Source organism: Serratia sp. CY31944 (assembly GCF_052169175.1).
GTDB classification, from domain to species: Bacteria; Pseudomonadota; Gammaproteobacteria; order Enterobacterales; family Enterobacteriaceae; genus Serratia; species Serratia sarumanii.
The window spans coordinates 78,914-101,792 of the sequence record NZ_JBJNLG010000004.1; the positions used below are offsets into that span (position 1 = coordinate 78,914).

At 58.3% G+C, this 22,879-nt stretch carries 19 protein-coding genes; 15 read left to right on the forward strand and 4 right to left on the reverse strand.

What is annotated here, in order from left to right; all coding sequences use genetic code 11:
* Positions 1–17 precede the first annotated feature (17 nt).
* From ACJ8IN_RS05990 to ACJ8IN_RS06005, 4 genes are all read left to right on the forward strand, one after another.
* Positions 18–425 (forward strand): DUF2000 domain-containing protein, encoded by a 408-nt coding sequence (locus ACJ8IN_RS05990; protein WP_033653160.1) that lies wholly within the window; start codon positions 18–20, stop codon positions 423–425.
* Between the two features lie 342 nt (positions 426–767).
* The gene (locus tag ACJ8IN_RS05995) at positions 768–1,085 is read left to right on the forward strand and encodes a cupin domain-containing protein (RefSeq protein WP_015377878.1); all 318 of its coding nucleotides are present in this window, start codon (positions 768–770) and stop codon (positions 1,083–1,085) included.
* Between the two features lie 351 nt (positions 1,086–1,436).
* Positions 1,437–2,228, forward strand: a complete 792-nt coding sequence (locus tag ACJ8IN_RS06000) for an AraC family transcriptional regulator (RefSeq protein WP_060420732.1) — start codon at positions 1,437–1,439, stop codon at positions 2,226–2,228.
* An 86-nt stretch (positions 2,229–2,314) separates the two neighbouring features.
* Entirely contained in the window at positions 2,315–3,850 is a 1,536-nt protein-coding gene (locus ACJ8IN_RS06005) for a phospholipase D family protein (protein ID WP_308325720.1), read from the forward strand.
* A 91-nt stretch (positions 3,851–3,941) separates the two neighbouring features.
* Here the strand turns inward: ACJ8IN_RS06005 and ACJ8IN_RS06010 are convergent, their stop codons facing one another.
* On the reverse strand, positions 3,942–4,124 hold the full coding sequence (locus ACJ8IN_RS06010) for a hypothetical protein (RefSeq protein WP_060420738.1): 183 nt from the start codon (positions 4,122–4,124) through the stop codon (positions 3,942–3,944).
* A gap of 70 nt (positions 4,125–4,194) precedes the next feature.
* Here ACJ8IN_RS06010 and ACJ8IN_RS06015 point away from each other — a divergent pair, with 70 nt between their 5' ends.
* The 7 genes from ACJ8IN_RS06015 to cobA all read left to right on the forward strand — a co-directional run bounded on the left by ACJ8IN_RS06015 (position 4,195) and on the right by cobA (position 16,519).
* Positions 4,195–5,424: a nitrate- and nitrite sensing domain-containing protein gene (locus ACJ8IN_RS06015; protein ID WP_308325721.1), complete on the forward strand. Its 1,230-nt coding sequence runs from the start codon at positions 4,195–4,197 to the stop codon at positions 5,422–5,424.
* Positions 5,425–5,691: 267 nt separating this feature from the next.
* Positions 5,692–6,954: a CmpA/NrtA family ABC transporter substrate-binding protein gene (locus tag ACJ8IN_RS06020; protein WP_060420744.1), complete on the forward strand. Its 1,263-nt coding sequence runs from the start codon at positions 5,692–5,694 to the stop codon at positions 6,952–6,954.
* Between the two features lie 12 nt (positions 6,955–6,966).
* Positions 6,967–7,887 (forward strand): nitrate ABC transporter permease, encoded by a 921-nt coding sequence (ntrB, locus tag ACJ8IN_RS06025; RefSeq protein ID WP_161764381.1) that lies wholly within the window; start codon positions 6,967–6,969, stop codon positions 7,885–7,887.
* 9 nt (positions 7,888–7,896) lie between these two features.
* Entirely contained in the window at positions 7,897–8,694 is a 798-nt protein-coding gene (locus ACJ8IN_RS06030) for an ABC transporter ATP-binding protein (protein WP_060437860.1), read from the forward strand.
* 21 nt (positions 8,695–8,715) lie between these two features.
* Entirely contained in the window at positions 8,716–12,915 is a 4,200-nt protein-coding gene (gene nirB / locus ACJ8IN_RS06035; protein ID WP_308325722.1) for a nitrite reductase large subunit NirB, read from the forward strand.
* The gene (locus ACJ8IN_RS06040; RefSeq protein ID WP_308325723.1) at positions 12,912–15,578 is read left to right on the forward strand and encodes a nitrate reductase; all 2,667 of its coding nucleotides are present in this window, start codon (positions 12,912–12,914) and stop codon (positions 15,576–15,578) included. Before nirB ends, ACJ8IN_RS06040 begins: the two co-directional genes overlap by 4 nt.
* An 11-nt stretch (positions 15,579–15,589) precedes the next feature.
* Complete coding sequence (cobA, locus tag ACJ8IN_RS06045) at positions 15,590–16,519, forward strand: uroporphyrinogen-III C-methyltransferase (RefSeq protein WP_373275762.1); 930 nt, start codon at positions 15,590–15,592, stop codon at positions 16,517–16,519.
* Between the two features lie 91 nt (positions 16,520–16,610).
* On the opposite strand, the gene ACJ8IN_RS06050 is transcribed toward cobA, so the two are convergent.
* From ACJ8IN_RS06050 to ACJ8IN_RS06060, 3 genes are all read right to left on the reverse strand, one after another.
* The gene (locus ACJ8IN_RS06050; RefSeq protein WP_308325725.1) at positions 16,611–17,552 is read right to left on the reverse strand and encodes a sugar phosphate isomerase/epimerase family protein; all 942 of its coding nucleotides are present in this window, start codon (positions 17,550–17,552) and stop codon (positions 16,611–16,613) included.
* A 10-nt stretch (positions 17,553–17,562) separates the two neighbouring features.
* Positions 17,563–18,738 (reverse strand): Gfo/Idh/MocA family protein, encoded by a 1,176-nt coding sequence (locus ACJ8IN_RS06055; RefSeq protein WP_060439935.1) that lies wholly within the window; start codon positions 18,736–18,738, stop codon positions 17,563–17,565.
* 67 nt (positions 18,739–18,805) lie between these two features.
* Positions 18,806–19,729, reverse strand: coding sequence for a substrate-binding domain-containing protein (locus tag ACJ8IN_RS06060; RefSeq protein ID WP_197785311.1), 924 nt, complete (start codon positions 19,727–19,729; stop codon positions 18,806–18,808).
* 317 nt (positions 19,730–20,046) lie between these two features.
* Between ACJ8IN_RS06060 and ACJ8IN_RS06065 the strand changes: the two genes are divergently transcribed.
* The 4 genes from ACJ8IN_RS06065 to ACJ8IN_RS06080 all read left to right on the forward strand — a co-directional run bounded on the left by ACJ8IN_RS06065 (position 20,047) and on the right by ACJ8IN_RS06080 (position 22,832).
* Complete coding sequence (locus ACJ8IN_RS06065; protein WP_164039162.1) at positions 20,047–21,057, forward strand: LacI family DNA-binding transcriptional regulator; 1,011 nt, start codon at positions 20,047–20,049, stop codon at positions 21,055–21,057.
* 149 nt (positions 21,058–21,206) lie between these two features.
* A complete protein-coding gene (locus tag ACJ8IN_RS06070) occupies positions 21,207–21,587 on the forward strand; it encodes a nuclear transport factor 2 family protein (RefSeq protein ID WP_047567454.1) in 381 nt (126 codons plus the stop codon).
* A gap of 195 nt (positions 21,588–21,782) precedes the next feature.
* A complete protein-coding gene (locus ACJ8IN_RS06075) occupies positions 21,783–22,106 on the forward strand; it encodes a hypothetical protein (RefSeq protein WP_308325726.1) in 324 nt (107 codons plus the stop codon).
* Between the two features lie 354 nt (positions 22,107–22,460).
* Positions 22,461–22,832, forward strand: a complete 372-nt coding sequence (locus tag ACJ8IN_RS06080; RefSeq protein WP_442519486.1) for a VOC family protein — start codon at positions 22,461–22,463, stop codon at positions 22,830–22,832.
* Positions 22,833–22,879: the final 47 nt, after the last annotated feature.

A 22,879-nucleotide genomic window follows, 5' to 3' on the forward strand; every position in this document is an offset into this window, starting at 1 on the left:
ACGGAGTAGAGCGAAATATGTTTGATACCAAGATAGCGTTTATCGTGCGTGACGATCTGCCAACCTGGCAGCGGCTGAACGTGGTGGCCTTTCTGGCGACGGGCATCGCCGCCGCGGCCCCGGAAATCATCGGCGAGCGTTACGTGGATGCGCAGGGCAGACGCTACGGCGCCATTTCCGGGCAGCCGATGCTGATTTTCGCCGCGGATCTGCCGGGCCTGCAAAATGTGCATCGCAAAGGATTGGAGCGGGAATTAACGCTGATCCCCTATGTGCACGCCATGTTCGCGACCGGGCACGATGAAGCCAACCGCCAGGTTTTTCGCGCTGAAGACGCGGACAATCTGGATTTGGTCGGCCTGGCGCTGCGCGGGCCGAAGAAAGCGGTGGATAAGGCGATAAAAGGCCTGGCGCTCCACGGCTAGGGCTGGAAAGTGCGCCGCCCGGCGGCGAAAGCAGGGGGCCAGTCCCATGCCGTCTGAATGGCGGCATGGGGGCTTTGGCGGTAACACTTGAAATGAGGTTCGGGCATCATTAAATGATAAGAACCGCGGTTTTTTGCGCCGTCGGCGAGGCTCTTATATATTTAGTAGCATGCCTGAGGCAGGTTAGGCATGAAACGGCGGTCGGTCGGGCCGCTGCAAGTACGACAGTTAATCCGTTCGCCAAGAGGCTGCGAGCCTGTGCTTTCGGTAGGGACAGCCGCCAATCGTTTTTACGGCGACCGAAGGCGGAGCAGCTACTCACAGGTCACGAGGACACTTACCATGCATAAGAGAACACTGGCGTCACTGCATTACGAAAACATGCCTTACGATGGGGTACACTTTCATATTTTGAAACGGGAAACGCCTGGCCATACGGCGTTGCTGAAGCTGGATGCGGGCAGCCGACAACCGGCGCGTTTTCATCCAGGCTGGGTGAAACTGATGGTGCTGAGCGGTGAACTGAAGGTTGACGATCAGACGTTGCAACCCCATGAGATGTTAATCATTCCTGCCAATACCGCCTATACGGTACAGGCCATCACGGAAGTGATTTGTCTGGCGATTTCCGAGCTGGACGGCGCCGAGTTGGCCCGTTGATGAAATAACAACTCTGGATGGAGGAGAGCCTAGGCGCTCTCCCTATCCCTTCAGCATTAAGCCGCCCCCCCGGGCTGAGCTGCCTGCTGATTGATGCGTATACCTCCTGATTATGCCACCGCGCTTTCCCTATCCATCACTTTCGGCCGCGTCGCCCCCGCAACGAGCCGCCATTGCGCAGCGCATACGCAACGCCTGCGTTTTACGCAGAACGATGAAATTTTGGTGTAAATAGTGAGTTTCTTCGCATAAGGCCCCTGGTGTGGCTTGCGACAGCGTCACTATATGGAGGATCATGCGGCTCCTCTATCAAATAAAAGACATTCGCGTTATCAAAAGGGACAAACGGCCATGGGATTCGAAGTCGACAATGCCGAAACGAAACGCATCGACCTCAGCAGCCACGAAAACTCCTCGTTCGAGGTGACGGGGCTGGTGAAACACTATCCGGCGGGCTTCGTCATTCCTTACCACTCGCATAGGCGCTGCCACTTGCTCTATTCGCAGCAGGGCGTTATGGCGGTCGAGGCGAGCAGTGGGCGCTGGATCGTGCCGCCCACCACCGCAGTTTGGTTGCGGCCGGGGGTAGAGCATCAGATCGTCATGCAGAGCAACATCTGCGTTTACGGGATTTTGGTCGATGAAATCACCGCCGCGCGTTTGCCGCTGCGCGACGGCGTCTTGCAGGTCTCACCGCTGTTGCGAGAACTGATCGCTCAGCTGGCGACGCTGGCGCCCGAAGGGGCGGAGACCCAACGCAATGCGCTGCTCAGAGCGTTGTTCCTTGAGGAGTTGAGCCTGCAGCCGCAGCTGGCGCTGCACCTGCCTTGGCCGGCAGAGGCGAGAATGGCCGAGATTTGCCGGCAGTTGGTCATCACGCCGGCCGACGATCGCGGCATTGAAGCCTGGGCCGATTCACTGTCGATCAGCGCAAAGACCTTTCAACGCCATTTCAGCCAACAAACCGGCATCACCTTCGGCCAGTGGAAACAGCGCCTGCGGCTGCTGTCGTCCATTCCGCTGCTGTTGGCCGGCAACTCGATCATCCACGCCGCCTTCGAAAGCGGTTACGAGAGCCACAGCGCCTATTCGGTGGCGTTCAAAAAACTGTTTGGTGTTTCGCCTTCGCGCTTTACGCTATAGCCTTATGGCATAGCGCTCTTCTCCTATAGATTGAAGCAACCTAATGACGTATAAAGCAAAGCAGTCAACCTCCGAGGCCGCTTCCCGTGATAAAAATTGTCGTGTATCTGATTCTCGCCGTGACGATCGCCATTATTGCGGCCAGAGTCATCTTTCGTTTGCCGAATATCTCCCAGCGTCTGCCGCAGGCGGCATTGCCGGCGGATCCTGCCGCCCAGCTGCCGGCGCGCGCCGCCGAACTGATGGTGGCGCATCCGGGCCTGAGCGGCGTGGTGCCGCTGGCCAGCGGGCACGATGCGTTCGCCAGCCGCCTGGCGCTGGCGCGGATGGCGGAAAGGTCGATCGACGCCCAGTACTACATCTGGCATAACGACACCTCCGGGCAGATCCTGCTGAAAACCCTGTATGACGCGGCTCAGCGCGGCGTGCGCGTGCGGCTGCTGCTGGACGATAACGGCGTCGCCATGGACGAGACCCTGGCGGCGCTGAACGCCCAGGAAAACGTCGAGATCCGCCTGTTTAACCCGTCAACCGTGCGCACGCCGAAGCTGGCCGGCTACGCCTTTGACTTTATGCGCATGAACCGGCGCATGCATAACAAGTCTTATATCGTCGACGGCGCCGTGGCGATCATCGGCGGCCGCAATATCGGCGACGAGTATTTCCAGGTCGGCGACGAAAACTATTTCCTCGATCTCGACGTGCTGAGCGTCGGCAACGTGGTGGCGGAGACCGCCGAGGTCTTCGATCGCTACTGGAACAGCGCGTCGGTGTTTGGCGTTGAGCAGATTATCCGGGGCAAAGGCGACCTTTCCGCCTTCCTGGCGCAGGCCACCGCGACCGAAAGCAGCGAACGGACCCGCAAACTGGCGGTGCAGCTGGAAACCAGCGCGGTGCGCTTTCGCGATGGCGTCGTCCAGCCGGAATTCACCCAGGTAGAGCTGGTGGCCGACGATCCGGCGAAAGGGCTGGGCAAGGCTTCGCGCGATCGTTTGATGGTGACGCAGCTGAGCAAGATTATCGGCGGCGTCGGCCGGCAACTGGATCTGGTCTCCGCCTATTTCGTGCCGGGCCGGGAAGGGGCGAGCTTTTTTGAATCGCTCGCCAAACAGGGAAAATCCATTCGCGTGCTGACCAACGCGATGAACACCACCGACGTGCTGGTGGTGCATGCCGGCTACGCCAAATACCGGCGTGAACTGCTGCAGGCGGGCGTCGAGCTGTTTGAGCTGAAGCTGCGCGCCGGCCAGCCGACGGGGCGGCAGGAACTCAAACCGCTGGGGCTGTCCGGCGCGGCGCTGCACGCGAAAACCTTCGCCATCGACGATAAACGGGTGTTTATCGGCTCGTTCAATTTCGATCCGCGATCGGCGCACCTGAACTGCGAAATGGGCTTCTTGATCGACAGCCCGACGCTGGCGGCCGACACCCGCCAACTGTTTGATGGCCCGCTCGAGTACGCCGCCTATCGCCCGGCGCTGACGCCCGCGGGCAAAATGGTCTGGAACGAAGCCTTCGAAGACGGCCACACCGAGATCCATCAGCAAGAGCCCGGCGCCGGCTGGGTAAAACGCATCGTTCTCATCGTGGCCGGCTGGCTGCCGATCGAGTGGATGCTGTAACGGCGCGGCGGGAGGGAAACGGACGATTCGCCGGTTTTGGCCGGCGAGTTTTAGTAGGCCAGCCTGTCGCGGTGCTTGCGGATAAACGCCCTTAGCCGCATCGGCTCTCTCCCCGCAATCTGCGGAAAATTATCGAAAACCTCGTCAACGCCTGCGCCACATCGTCGCCATCCACCCAGCAGAAAAGCGCCTCGCCGATATATTGCCGAGGCACGCCGTTTTTCATCGCCGGTACGCCGTCGTAGTTAATGCCAGTGTTAAAACGCTGCTGCAATGATGGCGCCCCTGTCTCAGGCACGTTTCTTGCTTTATCCAGGCGTCTCCTCTTATCAGCAGGTTACTCCATGGTCCTTTCTGCTCTGAGCTTTGTACAGGCGTCGAAAAAAAGCGAAATCGCGGGTTTGCAACAGCTGTTGCAGCTGGGTGAACTGGTTGGTGCGGTCAGCCTGATGATCCACACACTGCAACGGGAACGAGGCACCTCGAACATCTTCTTATGTTCTCATGGGAACACCTGGGGAAAGCAACTGAGTGAGCGGGCACTGGAGGTCCGGAAGGCAGAGGAGGCCGTCAGTCAGTGGCTTGCGTCTCAGGATCTTACCGGCCCCAACCTGGCGAATGCACCGCGATTACTCAGCCGCATTGCCTCGGTGTTGCATAGCCTCAGTACGTTACCGCAACTGCGTCAGCAGGTTCTTGGACTGTCTATCAGTCAGCCTGATGCCATGAATGCCTACAACGAGGTGATTCGCTCGCATTTGTCACTGGTCTTCGAAACGGCGGATATCTCCGGCGATCCGTCAATTTCACGGGCATTGCTGGCGATGTTCAGTTTTATGCAGGGAAAAGAGCTGGCCGCACAGGAGCGGGCCACGGCCGCCGCCGGTTTTGCGGCAGGGCATTTTGATGTCATCGCGCAACAGCAATTCACAGGTTTAATCGAGAGCCAGGAGCGCTGCTTTCAGACCTTCATGGAATTCGCGGCTCCCCGCTGTCTGGCAATGTGGCGGCAGCAGATGAACCAGGACAGCAGTGAATTTGAACGTTTCAGGCGAATTGCCTGCACGCGCGTCAGGCCTGGCGGTGAGACGACGGATACCGCATTACGCTGGTTTGACGTTGCGACGGCGCGAATCGATGGAATGAAAGTGGTGGAGGATGAGCTGCAAGCTGCTCTGATGGCCTCCTGCCGCCAGCGTATCCGTGAAGCACAGGCCGCCCTTGCGCTTCAGCAGCAGAATATTGACCAAATCCCACAGTCTGAAAGCCATTACTCCGCTCTACTCTCGCCGCAGCTTAGTCGTTCGGTTCTTGAGCTTGTTGAACAGCAGTCCCGCCAGCTGCAGGCGCTCGATGCAGAACTTTCTCAACTTCGCGTCACGCTGACCGAGCGTAAGCTGGTTGAGCAGGCAAAGGGCCTGCTGATGCAGCATCAGGGCTTAACGGAACCCCAGGCGCATAAGGCACTGCTTGAGATGGCAATGAATCAGAATAAGAAACTTTCGGAAATTGCTGACGCGATGCTTGCCGTGTCTGCGCTGTTAGGCAAAAACGGGCACAAACCGGGCCAATAACTGCACCTTCTGTGTGCAATTACGCTGTGCAGGATGTGCAGTTCCGGTGCACCAGAAAGGGCGTCAAAGCGACAGAATAAGGCTAACCCTCTGATTTTTTTTTGATACCGCAGGTTGGCACACAAGCTGCATTCTTTTTAATAGCAACAGCACTAAACCAATGGCGGTTTAGTCAGCATTACGGATAAAGGCGTCCGTTAGCGTTCAGGAAACTGAGCGCTAACTGGACGCTTTTTTTTTCATTTTTCAACCTAACGGGAAGCCCTGATGACACAAGACGACAAAAAGACTCCGGGACAACTCTCCCGCCGCTGCTTTCTTGCGGGGAGTGCGGTGCTCGGCGGCAGCATGTTGATGTCAGGATTCATGAACCGGGTCTGGGCTGCCGGTTCCGACACGCCAGAGAAGAAAGAGATTCGCGTCGGGTTCATTCCCCTGACCGACTGCTCCTCAGTGGTGATGGCGGCGGTAAAGAAATTTGATGAGAAGTACGGCATTAAAATCATCCCGAGCAAGGAGTCGAGCTGGGCGTCAGTACGCGACAAACTGGTGTCTGGCGAGTTGGATGCGGCGCATGTTCTGTATGGGATGCTCTATGGCCTGCAGCTTGGCGTGTCCGGCCCGCAGCATGAGATGGCGATGCTGATGTCTCTCAACCAGAACGGGCAGGCCATTACGCTCTCTGAGCAGTTAAAGCAGGCGGGCGTGACGGATGCTGCATCGCTACAAAAAGTGGTCCAGGCCAGTGCGAAGGGGACCTATACCTTTGCGCAGACGTTCCCGACCGGCACGCACGCGATGTGGCTTTACTACTGGCTGGCAAACGCCGGTATCCATCCCTTTAACGACGTGCGCAATGTCGTGGTGCCTCCGCCGCAAATGGTCATGAACATGAAAATCGGCAATATGAGCGGTTTTTGCGTGGGGGAACCCTGGAACCAGCGCGCGATTCAGGACGGCATTGGTTTCACTGCTGTCACCTCACAGGAAATCTGGCCGGATCATCCGGAAAAAGTGCTCGGCACAACCTCTGCCTGGGTGACTGAAAACCCGAATGCGGCTCGCGCGCTGACCGCCGCGGTGCTGGATGCCTCCCGCTGGATAGACACCTCTGATGCCAATCGTAGTGAAACCGCTCAGGTCGTTGCGGTGCGGGCGTACATCAACACGCCACTCAAGACGATTCAGGGGCGGATGCTCGGCGACTACGAAAATGGGCTGGGGAAAACGTGGAAAGATGCCCACCGCATGCGCTTCTTCAACGATGGCGCGGTCAATTATCCGTATCTCTCCGATGGCATGTGGTTCCTGACTCAGCAGAAGCGCTGGGGATTGCTGGACAGCGATCCTGACTACCTCGGTATCGCCCAAAAAATTAACCGTATTGACGTCTACAAACAAGCTGCCGCCGCGGTTGGCGGGATCAATTTGCCATCCAGCGACATGCGAAGCAGCACGTTGATTGACGGCAAAGTCTGGGACGGCAGCAACCCTGCTGACTACGCCAACAGTTTTGCAATGAAACGCTAAGTGAGGCCACAGATGTCCGTAAATTTGAAAACCAATGTCGTCACGTTGACGGAGCCTGCCGCGGTCAGCGTTGAATCGCCCGTCAGCGCAGAAGTGATCACGATCGAGAGAGCCGCTCCGGTAGCCAGAACGGATACCTTTATTGTCCGGCTTCGCGCGAGCGTTCGCCGCTTCATGCAGAAAATGATCCCCGCCATTCTCGGGGCCACCGTGCTGCTGCTCCTGTGGCAAATCGCCGCCAGTAGCAGTAAAGGCTTCCCGACGCCCGCTCAGACCTGGGAGGCGGCGAAGGTGATTTTTGCCGATCCGTTCTATATCAACGGGCCAAACGACATGGGCATTGGCTGGAATGTCCTGGCCTCGCTACAGCGAGTTGCGATTGGTTTCGGGCTTGCCGCGCTGGTCGGCATCCCGGCCGGGTTCCTGATTGGCCGCTTCAGCTTCATCGCCAGCATGTTCAACGCCATTATCTCGCTGCTGCGCCCGGTCAGCCCGCTGGCGTGGTTGCCGATTGGATTGCTGTTGTTCCAGCGCGCGGAGCCCGCCTCGTCCTGGACCATTTTCATCTGTTCTATCTGGCCGATGATCCTCAATACCGCAGAAGGGGTGATGCGCATTCCGCAGGACTATCTCAACGTTGCGCGGGTGCTGAAACTCAGCGAATTCACCGTAATGCGCAAGATCCTGTTTCCTGCCGTGCTGCCGTACATTCTGACCGGGGTGCGGTTGTCCATCGGTATCGCCTGGCTGGTGATTGTTGCGGCTGAAATGCTGACCGGCGGCGTGGGCATCGGTTTTTGGATCTGGAACGAATGGAACAACCTCAACGTGGAAAACATTATCGTCGCCATTCTGCTGATTGGTGCCGTGGGGATGTTACTGGAGCAGGGGCTGATGGCCGTTGCCCGTCGCTTAAGTTACGACAATCACTAGGAGCTCGCGATGAAAAAAGAAAAATCGATTATCAGCGTCCAGAGCGTCACTCAACGTTTTCCTTCAGCGAAAACCACCTTTCTGGCGCTCGATAACGTCAGCTTTGATATCGCAGAAGGCGAAACGGTCAGCCTGATTGGCCACTCAGGCTGCGGAAAATCGACGCTGCTGAATTTGATTGCCGGGCTGAGTCGCCCGACGGAAGGCGTGCTGCTGTGCGACAACAAAGAGATTTCCGGGCCGGGGCCAGAGCGCGGGGTCGTCTTCCAGAACCATTCGCTGCTGCCATGGTTAACCGCTTTTGAGAATGTCGAACTGGCGGTGCGGCAGGTCTTTAAAGACCAGATGAACAAAAGCGAAATGCACGACTGGATTTTGCACAATCTCGAACTGGTGCACATGGAGCATGCGGCCGATAAGCGCCCGGGCGCCATTTCAGGCGGCATGAAGCAGCGTGTCGGTATCGCCCGTGCCTTGGCGATGAAACCGAAAGTTTTGCTGATGGATGAACCTTTCGGGGCGCTGGATGCGCTGACGCGGGCGCATCTTCAGGACGCCGTTATGGACATTCAGGCGCGTCTGAAAACCACCATTTTGCTGATCACCCACGACGTTGATGAAGCGGTGCTGCTGTCTGACCGCGTGATGATGATGACTAATGGTCCGGCGGCGAAAGTCGGTGAAGTGTTACAGGTTGAGCTGTCACGCCCCCGCAGTCGACTGGCTTTGTCGAACGATCCTCTGTTTCACCAGTATCGCCAGCAGGTGCTGCATTTTCTCTATGCAAAACACCGGGCAGTGGCCTGATTCCATGAGGGGAGTTGTGCAATGGCTAAACCGACTCTAATCGTTATCGGCAATGGTATGGCAGGCGTGCGACTGGTGGAATATCTCTGTGAGCTCGCACCAGATCGTTACCGTATCATGATCATCGGCGATGAAAATCACAGTGCGTACAACCGCATCCAGCTGACGCCGGTGCTTTCCGGTGAGAAAGATTTTGGCCAGATAGTCACGCATGACGCGCAGTGGTATGAGCATCACAACATCACATTGATCGCAGGCACGGCGGCGACGGCAATCGACCGTCACGCTTGCACCGTCACGGCCGCCGGGCAGATCTATTCATACGATCATTTGGTTCTGGCCACTGGCTCACGGCCATTTCTGCCCCCCCTGCCTGGGGTCGAATTGCCGGGTATCCACGGGTTCCGCACTCAGCAGGATGTCGAAAATATTCTGCAGGGAACCTACGCAGGCCAACCGGTTGCGGTGATCGGCGGCGGTGTGCTGGGCGTGGAGGCGGCGGCGGCCCTGGCGCGGCGTGGAATGCGGGTGAGCCTGCTACATCGCGGCACACATCTGATGGATCAGCAGCTGGATGAACACGCCGGAAAACTGTTGCACGAGGGGCTCTCATTACGCGGCATCAACGTCATTTTGCAGGCTGAAACGGTGTCATTCAGCGCTGATGCCGCTGGCAGCGTCAGCAGGGTGAATCTTAATGATGGGCGCGGAATAGCGGCGGAGCGGGTCGTGCTCTCTGTGGGCGTGCGGCCGGACATCGCGCTGGCACAACGGTCCGGCTTGCCGTGCGATCGCGGTATTCTGGTGAACCCGCAGCTGCAAACCGCTGACCCGCACATCTCGGCAATTGGAGAATGTTGCCAGTGGGGCGAACTCACTTTTGGCCTGGTGGCCCCGTGCTGGCAGCAGGCTGAAACGCTGGCCTCGCGGCTGGCGGGGGGCGATAAAGCCACTTCATTCGAGGTGCAGAATGTCCCGCTGCGTCTCAAGGTCACAGGCCTGAATTTGTTCTGCGCCGGTGAATTACACAGCCGCGATGGCGCTCAGACCCATACCACCTTTGACCCGTTTGACGGGCATTATCGCCGGCTGGTGCTCTGCGACAACCAACTGAAAGGGGTGTTGTTGTGGGGCGATATCAGCGATGGCCCGCAATACCTCCAGCGGATCGGCACACCCGCTGGTCAACCGTTGCCCTTCAGCGTCTTCAGTCCCGGTAATGAGCCGGATGCCTCTGGCTTACAGCCTGTTAAATCAGAACCGCTACCCGTCGGGGTGGCGAGGAGTCATTCAATGTCGAAACCCGTATTGGTTATGGCCGGACACGGCATGGTGGGCCATCATTTTTTAGAGCAGTTGGTTGCGCGTGAGCTGCATCTGCAATACCAGGTGATTGTGTTTGCCGAAGAGGCCTCGCCCGCCTACGACCGTGTGCATTTGTCCGAATACTTCTCTGGCCGCACGGCGGAATCCCTCTCAATGGTTGAAAAGGGATTTTTCGAATCGACCGGGATTGAACTGCGTCTGGGGCACAGCATCGGGCTCGTTGATACAAAACACCGTTTTGTGGTCGATCACCAGGGGCGGCAGACGGCTTACGATTTACTGGTGCTGGCAACAGGATCCTATCCGTTTGTGCCGCCGATCCCTGGCAATGATGCGCCGGGCTGCCTGGTTTACCGCACGCTTGACGATCTTGCGGCCATTCAGGCCTGCGCGGCAAACGGCAAAACGGGTGTGGTTGTCGGCGGGGGATTACTGGGGCTGGAGGCGGCCAACGCGCTGAAACAGCTCGGGCTGGATACGCACGTGGTGGAGTTTGCCCCGCGGCTGATGGGGGTTCAGCTCGACGACGGCGGTGCCGCGATGCTGCGCCGTAAAATTGAAGCGCTGGACGTGAAAGTGCATACCGGGAAAGAAACCCAGGCCATTACTGCTGGCGAGGAGAGCCACTACCGGATGGTGTTTGCCGATGGCAGCTATCTGGAAACCGATCTGGTGCTATTTTCCGCAGGGATCCGCCCACGCGATCAGCTTGCGAGAGCGTGCGGGCTTGAAGTGGGGCCGCGCGGCGGCATTGTGATTGACGATCGCTGCCAGACGTCCGACCCGGCTATTTATGCGATCGGCGAATGTGCGCTGTGGAACGGGCAGGTCTTCGGCCTGGTGGCGCCGGGTTATCAGATGGCCCGCGCGCTGGCGGATACCCTGACGGGCGGCGACGCCGTCTTTAAGGGCGCGGACATGAGCACCAAACTTAAGCTTCTTGGTGTTGAGGTGGCATCGATTGGTGACGCGCATGGGCGTACCCCAGGTAGCCAGAACTACAGCTGGGTAGACGGTCCGGCGGAAGTGTATAAGAAAATCGTGGTATCGCAGGATCGCAAACGGCTGCTGGGGGCGGTGCTGGTGGGCGACAGCGCGGAATACAGCACGTTGCTGCAAATGATGCTCAACGATATGCCGCTGCCAGCCAAACCTGAATCCCTCATTTTGCCTGCCGGGTCGGGCGCAGACAAACCTGTGCTGGGCATCGCAGCCCTGCCCGATAGTGCGCAAATTTGTTCCTGCCACAACGTCAGTAAAGGCGATGTCCGTAACGCCGTGAAGAACGGCTGCCACGATATGGCGGCGATAAAAGCCTGCACCAAAGCGGCGACGGGCTGTGGGGGCTGCGCCGCACTCACCAAGCAGGTGATGGAATATGCGCTGTCCGACATGGGCGTCGAGGTGAAAAAAGACATCTGTGAGCATTTCGCGTATTCGCGCCAGGAGATTTATCACCTGGTTCGGGTAGGCAATATCCGCACGTTCGGGGAACTGATTGAAAAGCACGGCCACGGCAGCGGGTGTGAAATCTGCAAGCCGCTGGTCGGATCGATACTGGCATCATGCTGGAACGACTACCTGTTGAAACCGCAGCATTTGCCACTGCAGGACACCAACGATCGTTATTTCGCCAATATCCAGAAGGACGGGACCTATTCCGTCGTGCCGCGCGTTCCGGCGGGAGAGATAACCCCCGAAGGGCTTATCGCCATCGGCGAAGTCGCCAGGCGTTACAAGCTCTATACCAAAATTACCGGAGGGCAGCGAATCGACCTGTTCGGCGCGCGTCTGGAGCAACTGCCGGAGATCTGGCAGCAGCTGGTTGATGCCGGTTTTGAAACCGGTCATGCCTACGGCAAATCTCTGCGTACGGTGAAATCCTGCGTCGGGTCGAGCTGGTGTCGCTACGGCGTACAGGACTCCACCTCGCTCGCGCTGCAATTAGAGCACCGCTACAAAGGGCTGCGTTCGCCTCACAAAATCAAAATGGCCGTCTCGGGTTGTACCCGCGAGTGTGCCGAAGCCCAAAGTAAAGATGTGGGGGTAATTGCCACGGATAAGGGCTGGAACCTGTATGTCTGCGGCAACGGGGGAATGAAGCCCCGCCATGCTGATTTGCTGGCGCAGGACATGAGCACAGAACAGCTCATTCGTACCGTTGACCGCTTACTGATGTTCTACATCCGCACCGCTGACCGGCTGCAGCGCACCAGCACCTGGATGGATAACCTCGAAGGGGGCATCGACTACCTGCGCCAGGTGATTCTGGACGACAGCCTGCAAATTGCGGATGAACTGGATCGTGAAATGTCTGCGGTGGTGGCGACGTACCAGTGTGAATGGCAGACCACTCTGGCCTCGCCGGATCGCCTGGCGCTGTTCAGACCGTTTGTAAACAGCGAGATCCCTGACGAAGGGGTCGTGATGGTGAGCGAACGTCAACAACTGCGGCCTGCAACGCATGAGGAGCGCAGCATGCTCACCGTGCCTGCCGCAGAAAATACGCAGGAGCCAGCACCGGGCTGGGTGGAAGTGTGCAGCCTGAGCGCCATCCCGGCGAATGCGGGAATGGCGGCGCGCCTGGCGAGCCAGCAGATTGCGCTGTTCTATCTGCCCGGTCATCCACAGCAGGTTTTTGCGCTGAGCAATCATGAACCAGACAGCGACGCCAATGTGCTGGCGCGCGGGCTCGTGGGGGATGTCAAAGGCGAACCGGTGGTGATTTCCCCGCTCTATAAACAGCGCTTCAGCTTACGGGACGGCCGCAGCCTGGACAATTCGCCGCATGCGCTGCGAAGCTGGGCGGTGAAAGTGGAAGATGGCCGCGTCTGGGTTCAGGCACGAACGCAGGGCGTTGCGTCCGCCAAAATCATTGAAACGGTCAACCTATGAAAACAGCGTCTCCGGTCGTGAAAACCACCTGCGCCTATTGCGGCGTGGGCTGCGGCGTCAGTATGCAGCCACAGGCTGATGGCTTCGCCGCCAGCGGCGACCCGGCACATCCGGCGAATCGCGGAAGGCTGTGCGTGAAGGGCAGCGCGCTGGGTGAAACGCTGGGCTTACAGGGGCGTCTGCTCCAGCCTGAAATCCATCATCAACCCGTGAGCTGGCCGCAGGCGTTAGACGCTGTCGCACAAGGGCTACAGGCGACGATTGACGAGCATGGACCGCAGTCGGTCGCGTTTTATGGCTCGGGCCAGCTGCTAACGGAGGATTACTACGTCGCCAACAAGCTGATGAAAGGGTTTATCGGGGCGGGCAACATGGATACCAACTCCAGGTTGTGCATGGCCTCCGCCGTGGTGGGTTACAAGCGGGCGTTCGGCGCCGATGCCGTCCCCTGCAATTATGATGATCTGGAGCAGGCAGACTGCGTTATTCTGGTAGGTTCGAACACCGCCTGGGCGCATCCGGTGGTGTATCAGCGGCTGGCGAAAGCCAAAGCGGAGAGGCCGGAGATGCAGATTATCGTCGTTGATCCGCGTAAGACCGCCACCTGTGATATTGCCGATCTGCATCTGGCACTGCGTCCGAGCAGCGATGCGGCGCTGTTCTGCGGCGCACTGAACGAGATGGCAGCGCGCGGAAAACTGGATACCGCTTTTCTGCAGCACCACACGAACGGGGCAGAAGAAACCTTACAGACAGCAAAAGCGTGGAGCCTGGAGAAGACGGCGGACTATTGCGGGATCGCCTCCTCGCAATTACAGGCGTTTTATCAACGGATAGCCCGGAGTCAGCGGCTGGTCACGCTATATTCGATGGGGATCAACCAGTCCAGTTCGGGCGTCGACAAATGCAACGCGATAATTAACCTGCATCTGGCAACCGGCCAGATTGGACACGCTGGCAGCGGGCCATTTTCGATAACGGGCCAGCCGAATGCGATGGGCGGACGTGAAGTCGGCGGGCTGGCAAACCAGCTGGCCTGCCATATGGGATTTACCGCCGAAGAGATTACACGGGTCGGGCGTTTCTGGCACAGCGATAACGTCGCGCAGAGCCCTGGACTCAATGCCATCGATCTCTTCCGCGCTATCGAGAAGGGAGAGATAAAAGCCGTCTGGATCATGGGCACCAATCCGCTGGTGTCACTTCCGGATGCCGATCGCGTGCGGGCCGGTCTGGCGCGTTGTCCTCTGGTTATTGTGTCCGACATTCTGCGTGACACAGACACCACCCGCGCCGCGCATATCCTGCTGCCCGCCCTGGGCTGGGGGGAGAAAAATGGCACGGTGACCAATTCGGAACGCTGTATCTCCCGGCAACGCGCGTTTCTGGCTGCACCTGGGGAGGCCAAACCTGACTGGTGGATCCTCAGCCAGGTTGCGCAGCGGCTGGGGTTTGCGGAGGCCTTTGCCTGGCAGCATCCGGCAGATATTTTCCGCGAACATGCGGCCTTGTCCGGCTTTGAAAATGCAGGCACTCGGGCGTTTGACATCAGCGGGCTGGCGCAGTTGTCCAATCAAGAATGGGATACTTTGCAGCCGATCCAGTGGCCGGTTAATGCCGCACGGCCGCAGGGTACGCCGCGACTATTTACAGATAAAACCTTTTTTCACCCTGACGGTAAAGCGCGGTTGATCGCCGTCACCCCGGCGCTGCCCGCCAGCCAGCCCACTGCGGCTTATCCGCTGATCATGAACACCGGAAGGGTGCGCGACCAGTGGCACACCATGACGCGAACCGGCAAGTCTGCTCGCCTGATGCAGCATATCAGCGAGCCGTACTGTCAGTTTCATCCGGATGATGCGCCGGGCATTCAGGCGGGTGAGTTGCTGCGTGTAACCTCATCCCATGGCTGGCTGCTGTTACGCGCGCAACCCGATCATCTTCAGCCTCGCGGCAGTATTTTCGTGCCGATCCATTGGAACAGCCATTTTAGCCGGCAGGCCCGGGTCGATGCGCTGATAGCTCCCGTTACCGATCCTCTTTCCGGGCAACCGGAAAGTAAGCATATGCCGGTCAATCTGACGAAATGGAAAGCGGCTTGGTATGCAGAGCTGTTTATTCGGGGAGAGGGGATCGCCGCGCCTGCCACCGCCTACTGGAGCCGCATCACCCAACCGGGCGTCACGCATTTTACGTTAGCGGATTCTTCGCTCCAGGAGGAGTGGATGGCGTGGCTGAATGAACATTATCCGCTGGAGGGGAAAACCTGCCAGAGCGCCCGGATGGGGGATGAGGGCTTCAACCTGCTGGTGTGGGCGCAGGGCGAACTGCAGCTGGCATTTTACGCGCGCCGAAGCCCACTGCTGCCGGACAGGCAAGCGATACTGTCTGCCTTTATCACCCCGCCGGACACGGCACCGCAGCGGCTGGCGTTACTGGCGGGCCAGGCCGGCAGCCATAAGATCGCCACCGGCAAAATGATTTGCAGCTGTTTTTCTGTTGGCGAAGCGCAGATTGTCGACGCCGTGCGGCAGGGATGTCACAGCGTGCAACAGCTCGGCTCAAAGCTGAAATGTGGCACTAACTGCGGCTCTTGCGTGCCGGAGCTGAAAACGTTTATTGCCGGCCAGCTGGCCGCCCTGACGATGGAAGAACGCCCATGAAAACTAGCAACATGTTGCCGATAGCGCAGATTATGGCCCTGGCAGACCAACGCAGCCCGGTGCGCCGGGGTGACGTCTGGCTGGTGGGCGCAGGGCCGGGTGATACTGAACTGCTGACCCTGAAAGCGCTGCGCGTTATCCGGCAGGCCGATGTCGTGGTCTTTGACCGGCTGGTGTCCGATGCGGTGCTGGCGCTGACGCCGGACACTGCACTGCGGATCGATGTCGGCAAATCCCCGCGCAATCATCGCCTTGAACAGCATGAAATCAATATGTTGCTGGTTGATCTGGCGCTGGCGGGGCACCGTGTAGTGCGCCTGAAGGGCGGCGACCCGTTCATCTTTGGCCGGGGTGGGGAAGAAATGGCCTGCTGCCAGCAGAAGGGGATAGTGTGCAATGTTGTGCCCGGTATCACGGCGGCAATGGGCTGTGCCGCAGCCAGCGGGATCCCGCTGACGCACCGAAACCTGGCACAGTCCGTCAGGTTTGTCACCGGACATGGCCCGGAAGGGGAACCGTACGTTGACTGGTCCGTACTGGCCGCCGCGCGCCAGACGCTGGTCTTCTATATGGGGATTGCCAACAGCCCTGTTATCAGCCAGCGCTTGATTGCCCATGGCTTACCCGGCTCAACGCCCGTGGCGGTGATTGAACGCGGCACTCAGCCACAGCAGCGCGTGCTGGTGGGCACTCTGGATGCATTAGGAAAGATCGTTGCAGAGGAGCAGGTCGAATCACCAGCCCTGGTAATTATTGGTGAGGTGGTGGGAATGTACCGGCCGATTGCCGAACTGCCTGAGAAGATTTTTCCGCAGATGGGCCGTTCTGAACCGGCTTTGCCAGCCAGTCTGAAGTGGCCGGCGAAAATGGACAGCATAAGCGTTATTCTGGAATCATCCTATGACCATATCTGGCATGCAAGAGACGGTCACAATAGCTAAAACATCTAATCGAACCAAGGACACGGGGATGGTTAATCCCCGTGTTTGTTGTGAGAAAGAGGCGCAGCGGCCATGGCCGCCGCGCAGGGTGTTATTGGCTAATCGATTGCTGCAGCGCCTGAACGGAAGAAACGATGCCGGCATCGACCGACATGGTCAGGTCTTCCATTTCCAGCGACACCCAGTCGTTGTAGCCCATCATGCGCACCACCGAGAAGAACGCCTTCCACCACTGCAGATCCCGGCCGCAGCCGACGGCGACATAGTTCCAGGCGCGGCGGGCCACGTCGTCGATCGGTTTTGTCTCCAGCAGTCCGTTAACCTCAACGACGCCGCGCTCAAGGCGCACGTCTTTGCCGTGCACATGGTGAATGGCGGGGCCGAGGGCGCGGGCCACCGCGATGGGATCCGCACCCATCCAGATCAGGTGGCTGGGATCGAGGTTCAGGCCCACCATCGGGCCAACGGCCTCGCGCAGCCGGAACAGCGTTTCCGGGTTCCACACCAGCATGGCGCTGAAGTTTTCCAGCGCAAAGCGCTCGACGCCGCACGCTTTGGCCCGAGCGACCAGCGCCTGCCAATAGGGGATTGCCACTTCATTCCATTGATAGTCCAGACAGTTTTTCACCGTCGGCGGCCAGCTGACGGTATAGGTGATCCAGTTGGGAATGGCGTCATGCGGGCTGGCCGGGGGCAGGCCGCTCATCATAACGATCTTTTTCACCCCCAGCAGCCCGGCCAGCTCCAGCGTATTGTCGGTTTGGCGCTGATGGCGTTGCCCCAGTTCGCCGGGATCGAGCGGATTGCCGGAGACGTTGAGCGCGGCGATCTCCATGCCGCGGCTGGCCAGCGCCTGCTGCAGCTGCCGGCGTTTGGCGGGGTTAGCCAGCAGATCGTCGGTATCCAGATGGGGCGCCGGAGACCAGCCGCCGGTGGTCATTTCCACGCCGCGCACCCCCAGCTCCAGCAGCCGATCCAGCATCTGCTCGAAGGGTAAATGACCCAGGCTGTCGGTACAGAATGAAAGTTTCATGGTGCTTTCCTTATTGGTAATTAACCCAGGTGGCGCCGTTGTCGGCGGAACGAACGCAGTTTTCAATCCAGCGCACGCCTTCCAATCCGGCGTCGATATCCGGATAGATCAGCGTGGCCAGCGTCTGCCGATCGCCGCGCTGGCTGGCGCTGATGGCGATGGCGAACTTGAGGTAGATATTGGCCCAGGATTCGGCCAGCCCTTCGGTATGCAGCGCACCGAGCCGCTCTTCGGCCAGGGCGCTGTCGTCCAGATAGGGCATGCCGTGGTGCAGGATCTGGTTGGGCCGCCCCTGGATCTCATGGCGCAATTCGCCGGGGGCAGCGTCGCTCCACTGCAGACTGGCGAGCGAACCCACCACGCGGATGCTTTGGCTGTCCATTGCGCCTGCATTGACGGCGGAGGCCCACATGCGGCCGACGGCGCCGTTTTCGTAGTGCATCAGCACCATGGCGTTGTCTTCCAGCGGGGCGCGAGAAGGAATAAAGCTCTGGCGATCGCACAGCAGAGAGGCAATCTTCATATCGGGCATCACCAGCTGCGAGATGTAGAAGGTATGGGTGGAGATGTCGCCCAGCACAAAAGAGGGGCCAGCGATTTTCGGATCGACGCGCCACTTTTGCGCCTCGAACGTGTCCGCGCTTTCGTTGGCATTGAAACCGTGGGTGTATTGCAATTCGACCATGCGTATTTCGCCGATGTCGCCGTTCGCAATCATGGCGCGCATCTGCATCAGCAGCGGATGGCCGGAGAAGCCGTAAGTTACGCCGACGATCAGGCCTTTCTCCGCCGCCAGCGCCTTGATTTCTCTCGCCTCCGCCGTGGTGAAGAACAGCGGCTTTTCGCAGATGACATGCAGGCCAGCATTCAGCGCGGCGCGCGTGATTGCATAATGGGTGCCGTTGGGGGTGGCGATGGTCACCACCTCAACGCCATCTTCGCGGTCGGCTTCTTGATCCAGCAGCTGTTGATAGTTGTCATAGCAGCGTTCGGCGGGCACGCCGAGGTTGACGCCAAACTCACGTCCGCGCGCTGCGTCGATATCAAAAGCGCCGGCAACCAGCCGATAAGCGGTGTTGTCGCGCAGTGCGCCGGAACGGTGCTTGTAGCCCACCTGGCTGAGGCGGCCGCCGCCGATCATCGCCCAACGCAGCGGGCGAGGGATGCTTCTTTCACCATTTAACATGCTGACTCCTGATACTGTGGTTTTGCACTCGGGTGCAAAATGGGTTGAAAAAGAGAGTGGCAACAGTTTATTTCTGGTTCATCTGTGCAAATTGCGGGTAGTTTTCTCGCGTCACGGTGGCATAAGGCACCCAGTTGTAAGGCTCGGTTTTAGTGTGATCCAACATCGCTCGGGTCACCTGCACCGCGCCGATCGCCTGGGCTTTGGCATCCTGGAAAATGGTCACCGCCAGGTCGCCGCTTTTGATAAATTGCAGGCCGTCTGGCGTGCCGTCGATACCGGCGACCAGCACGCCATTCTTTTTGGCCTGCTTCAGCGCCATGATCGCGCCGATGGCCATCTCATCGTTGTTGGCGGCGATCGCATCGATCGACGTGCCGTTCAGCAACCAGCCGGAAACCACGTCGACCGCTTCATTGCGCTGCCATTTGGCGGTCTGTTTCTCTACCACTTTCATGTCTTTGTGTGTGGCGATTACCGCTTCTACCGCACGGGTGCGTTCGCGGGTTTCTTCGTTGGAGAGGGCACCCATCAGGATCGCCACGTTGCCGCGGTAATTCATTTTTTTCGCCAGGGCCTCCATCTGCAGGCGGCCGCTGAGCGCCGAATCGGAGCCGACGTAGGCCGTCGCGCCGCTAAGCGGCACTTCGGGTTTGCGGTTGACGAAGATGAGGGGGATCGCGGCGCGTTGGGCAGCCGTTATCATCGGCTGGACGCCTTGCGTATCGACCGGGTTGAGGATAATGGCGTCCACGCCCTGATTAATCAGATCGTCCACCTGCTGCACCTGCAGGGCGACATCGCCCTTGGCATCGACGAACTGGCCTTGCAGCTGCTGCGCAGCCAGTTCTCGTGCCATTTGGCTGCGCAGGATGGAGACGAAGTTGAGATCGAAGTTGGCCAGCGCCACGCCGACCTGATAGGTCTTGGCCTGGGCGGTCACGACAAACAGCGAGCAGGCTAACATCAACAGCAGTCTGGTTTTTTTCATTACGGTATCCTGTTGAGAAGAGAGGTGTTGTGTAAAAACAGCGTCATTGCAACCGGGTGCAAAGCAGGAGACAAAACGGCGATGAGTCTCTGAATGCCACCGTGAATGTCGGCCATGAATAAAATTTGGTCAACAGGGGAAAGGTGAAAACAGCGCTGGCGATCACAAACTGTTTACGTTTTGCACTCGGTTGCATAACGATTTGCAATCGGGTGCAAAAACGGGACATAATTGCAGCAGAAATGCCGGCGGGCGCTTAGGGGATCTGAGCGGGCAGGGTATAGTTTGACTTCACCGAAGCAGGGATCGACGCAACCATGATGAAACACCACAAAGCCACCGCCAGCGACGTCGCCGAAAAGGCCGGCGTCTCTAAATGGACGGTATCGCGCGCCTTTACGCCCGGCGCCTCGATCTCGGACAGCGCGCGTGAAAGCGTGCTGGCGGCGGCGGCCGAGCTGGGCTATCGGCCAAATCTGCTGGCGCGCAGCCTGTCGCAAAAACGCACGCACATCATTGGCGTGGCCATCGACGAGATGAAGAACCCGCATTCAATGATGATGCTCGATATGGTCACCAAACAGCTGCAAACCCGCGGTTACATGGCGCTGCTGTTGAACATCACCGCCGGGGAAAACTACCGGGCAGTGATGGCGATGGCCGATCAGCTGCAGGTCGATGGCATTTTGTTCCTGGCGACGGTGTTAACCAAGGAGTGGGCGGCGATCGCGCAAGATCTGCATCAGATACCGCTGGTGCAGGTATGCCGCAATACGGAAAGCGAACACATTGATGTGGTCAATATCGACGGCTACCGCGCCGGCGAAGAGATCGCCGCGCTGCTGATAGAGCAAGGGCATCGGCGCTTTGGTTACATGAAGGGGCCGGACACGCAAAGCAGCCATTTGCTGCGCATGGAAGGCTACCGCGACAAATTGATGGCCGCCGGCTTTCAGTTGGATCGGGTGCTCACCGCCGGCCATTACGATCGCCAACGCGGTTTCCAGCTGATGAGCGAATACCTGCAGGCAACGCCGGAAAGCGAGCGGGTTGAGGCGCTGTTCTGCGAGAACGACGTGTTGGCGCTGGGGGCTCTCGAAGCGCTCAGGCAAACGGCGCCGTCGTCTGCAATGGCCGTGGTAGGTTTCGACGATATCGACGAGGCCGGCTCAGCCAACTGGGCGCTGACCAGCTACAGCCAACGCATCGACCGGCTGGTCGAAGAGGCCTTGAATCGCCTGATCGACCACCGCGCCACGGCAGACGGCGCCTGGCGGCACGGGGAATTGCGGGTTCGGCGGTCGCATTTGGCTGGGAAACAGGCGTAAGGCTTCCTTTTTATGTGACGATGTCACTATTGAGGCTTGATGAGAGAAGGAATCCTGGGAATAGTCAGGTTTCACGAGTGTCATTCTGATGTAGATAGACTACCGAAGTTTGCCAGATTTCACGTAGCGCGATCAAAAAGGAGGGCATTTTGATCCATTTTGCAGAGTGGCTTAGCCACATCCAGGCGCTTGAGGTTGAACTGCACCAGCCAACAACGCGCTGCGATCCGAAGCGTGTCGCGGCATTGCTGCATGAAGACTTTGAAGAGATTGGCCGCTCAGGCCTACGTTATGACAAACGCCAGACCGTTGCGGCGCTGGAGATGGAAACGGATTATCCGCAGATTTTCGCCGAAGCTTTTAAGCTGGCGCAAATCAGTGATAGCGCCGTATTACTGACGTATAAAAGTTTTCAGCGTGACACGCAGGGCCACGCCGTGCGTTGCACAGAGCGTTCGTCGATTTGGCTTCTGACAACCAAGGTGGGTTGGCAGATGCGGTTTCATCAAGGCACGCCGACTGATGATTGAGCCAGATTTAAAAGCCGATCTAATGGAATGACAACAAGCCAGGCAGAAGACAGATGTCAGAGGGATAAAGCTGAAGGTGAGGAGAGAAGATGCTCAGGGATGGCCCCGGTGCGTATCCAGTAATCTAATTTAACATAATATACATTATGCGCACCAAGGTGATGATATGTGGATTCTGCCGTCCAGGCCTGATTTATGGGCTTTCTCCTGCGGCCAATCATGCCAGCGCCGGCTGCTCATGCCGCTGAACTAATTCGTTTTTCAACCGGCCATAAGCCCGGCGGTCTTCTGCTGTCTGGTGTTTGTGTTGCTCAGCAACACCATGATGCTTGCGCAGATAACAACTGTCTGATCGCCTGTTCACTTGCTGCAGCAACGCCTGCCGGTAATGCCGTTCTCACCACGCGGCGTAGGTCTCATGTCATGCATCTTGTCATTCACACCATCCAACGCCGCCAGCCTTTCAATCTTCAGCAAGATATCAATCGTTGGTTTGGCACTGCTGTACTGCCGATATGATGAATTGCCGTTAATACGCCAGCCAATATCTCAGCGCTGCATCTTTATAACGCGGATCATAAGGCTCGACCGTGATGATGCGCTCTGTCATTTTCCGCTCCAATAATGATGACCGGACATGATTTCAATGGCGCATCTCCGCCGATAAGGAGTAAAAATCCCCTGCTTTTTTGATCGCGCTACGTAAAATCTGGCAAAACGTGGCTGCTACGATACTGCAGATTTCTCCAAAACGCGTCATTTCAACGGGCACTATTTGTACGCTAAATGCGCATTGGCGTCCGTTTTCATCGTTTTCGGCGCCCACCACGGCGTTGGCTATACTGAATGGGGACACATTCCAGGAGCCTCCCCATGTTTGACCATGTGAAATTTGGCGTCAGCGACTTTGCCCTTAGTAAAGCGTTTTTCCTCAATGCACTCGCGCCGCTGGGCGTAAAGATCGTTGCCGAAGGCGAGCCCGGCTATGGCGTCGAACTTTGTCACGATCGGGGTAACGTGTCATTGTGCCTGTTTCAAACCGATGAAAAACCGGCGCATCTGCACCTGGCATTTGCCGCAAGCAGCCGTGAACAGGTCGATGCGTTCTACCACGCCGCGCTAAATGCCGGCGGCAAAGACAATGGCGCACCCGGTTTGCGGCCCAATTACCATGCCCACTACTATGCGGCATTTGTGATCGGCCCGGATGGCCACAATATCGAAGCGGTGTGCCATAACCGATGAGCTAGTAATTTTCCAGCTAAAACAGCATGTTAATCACGAGTCGCTGT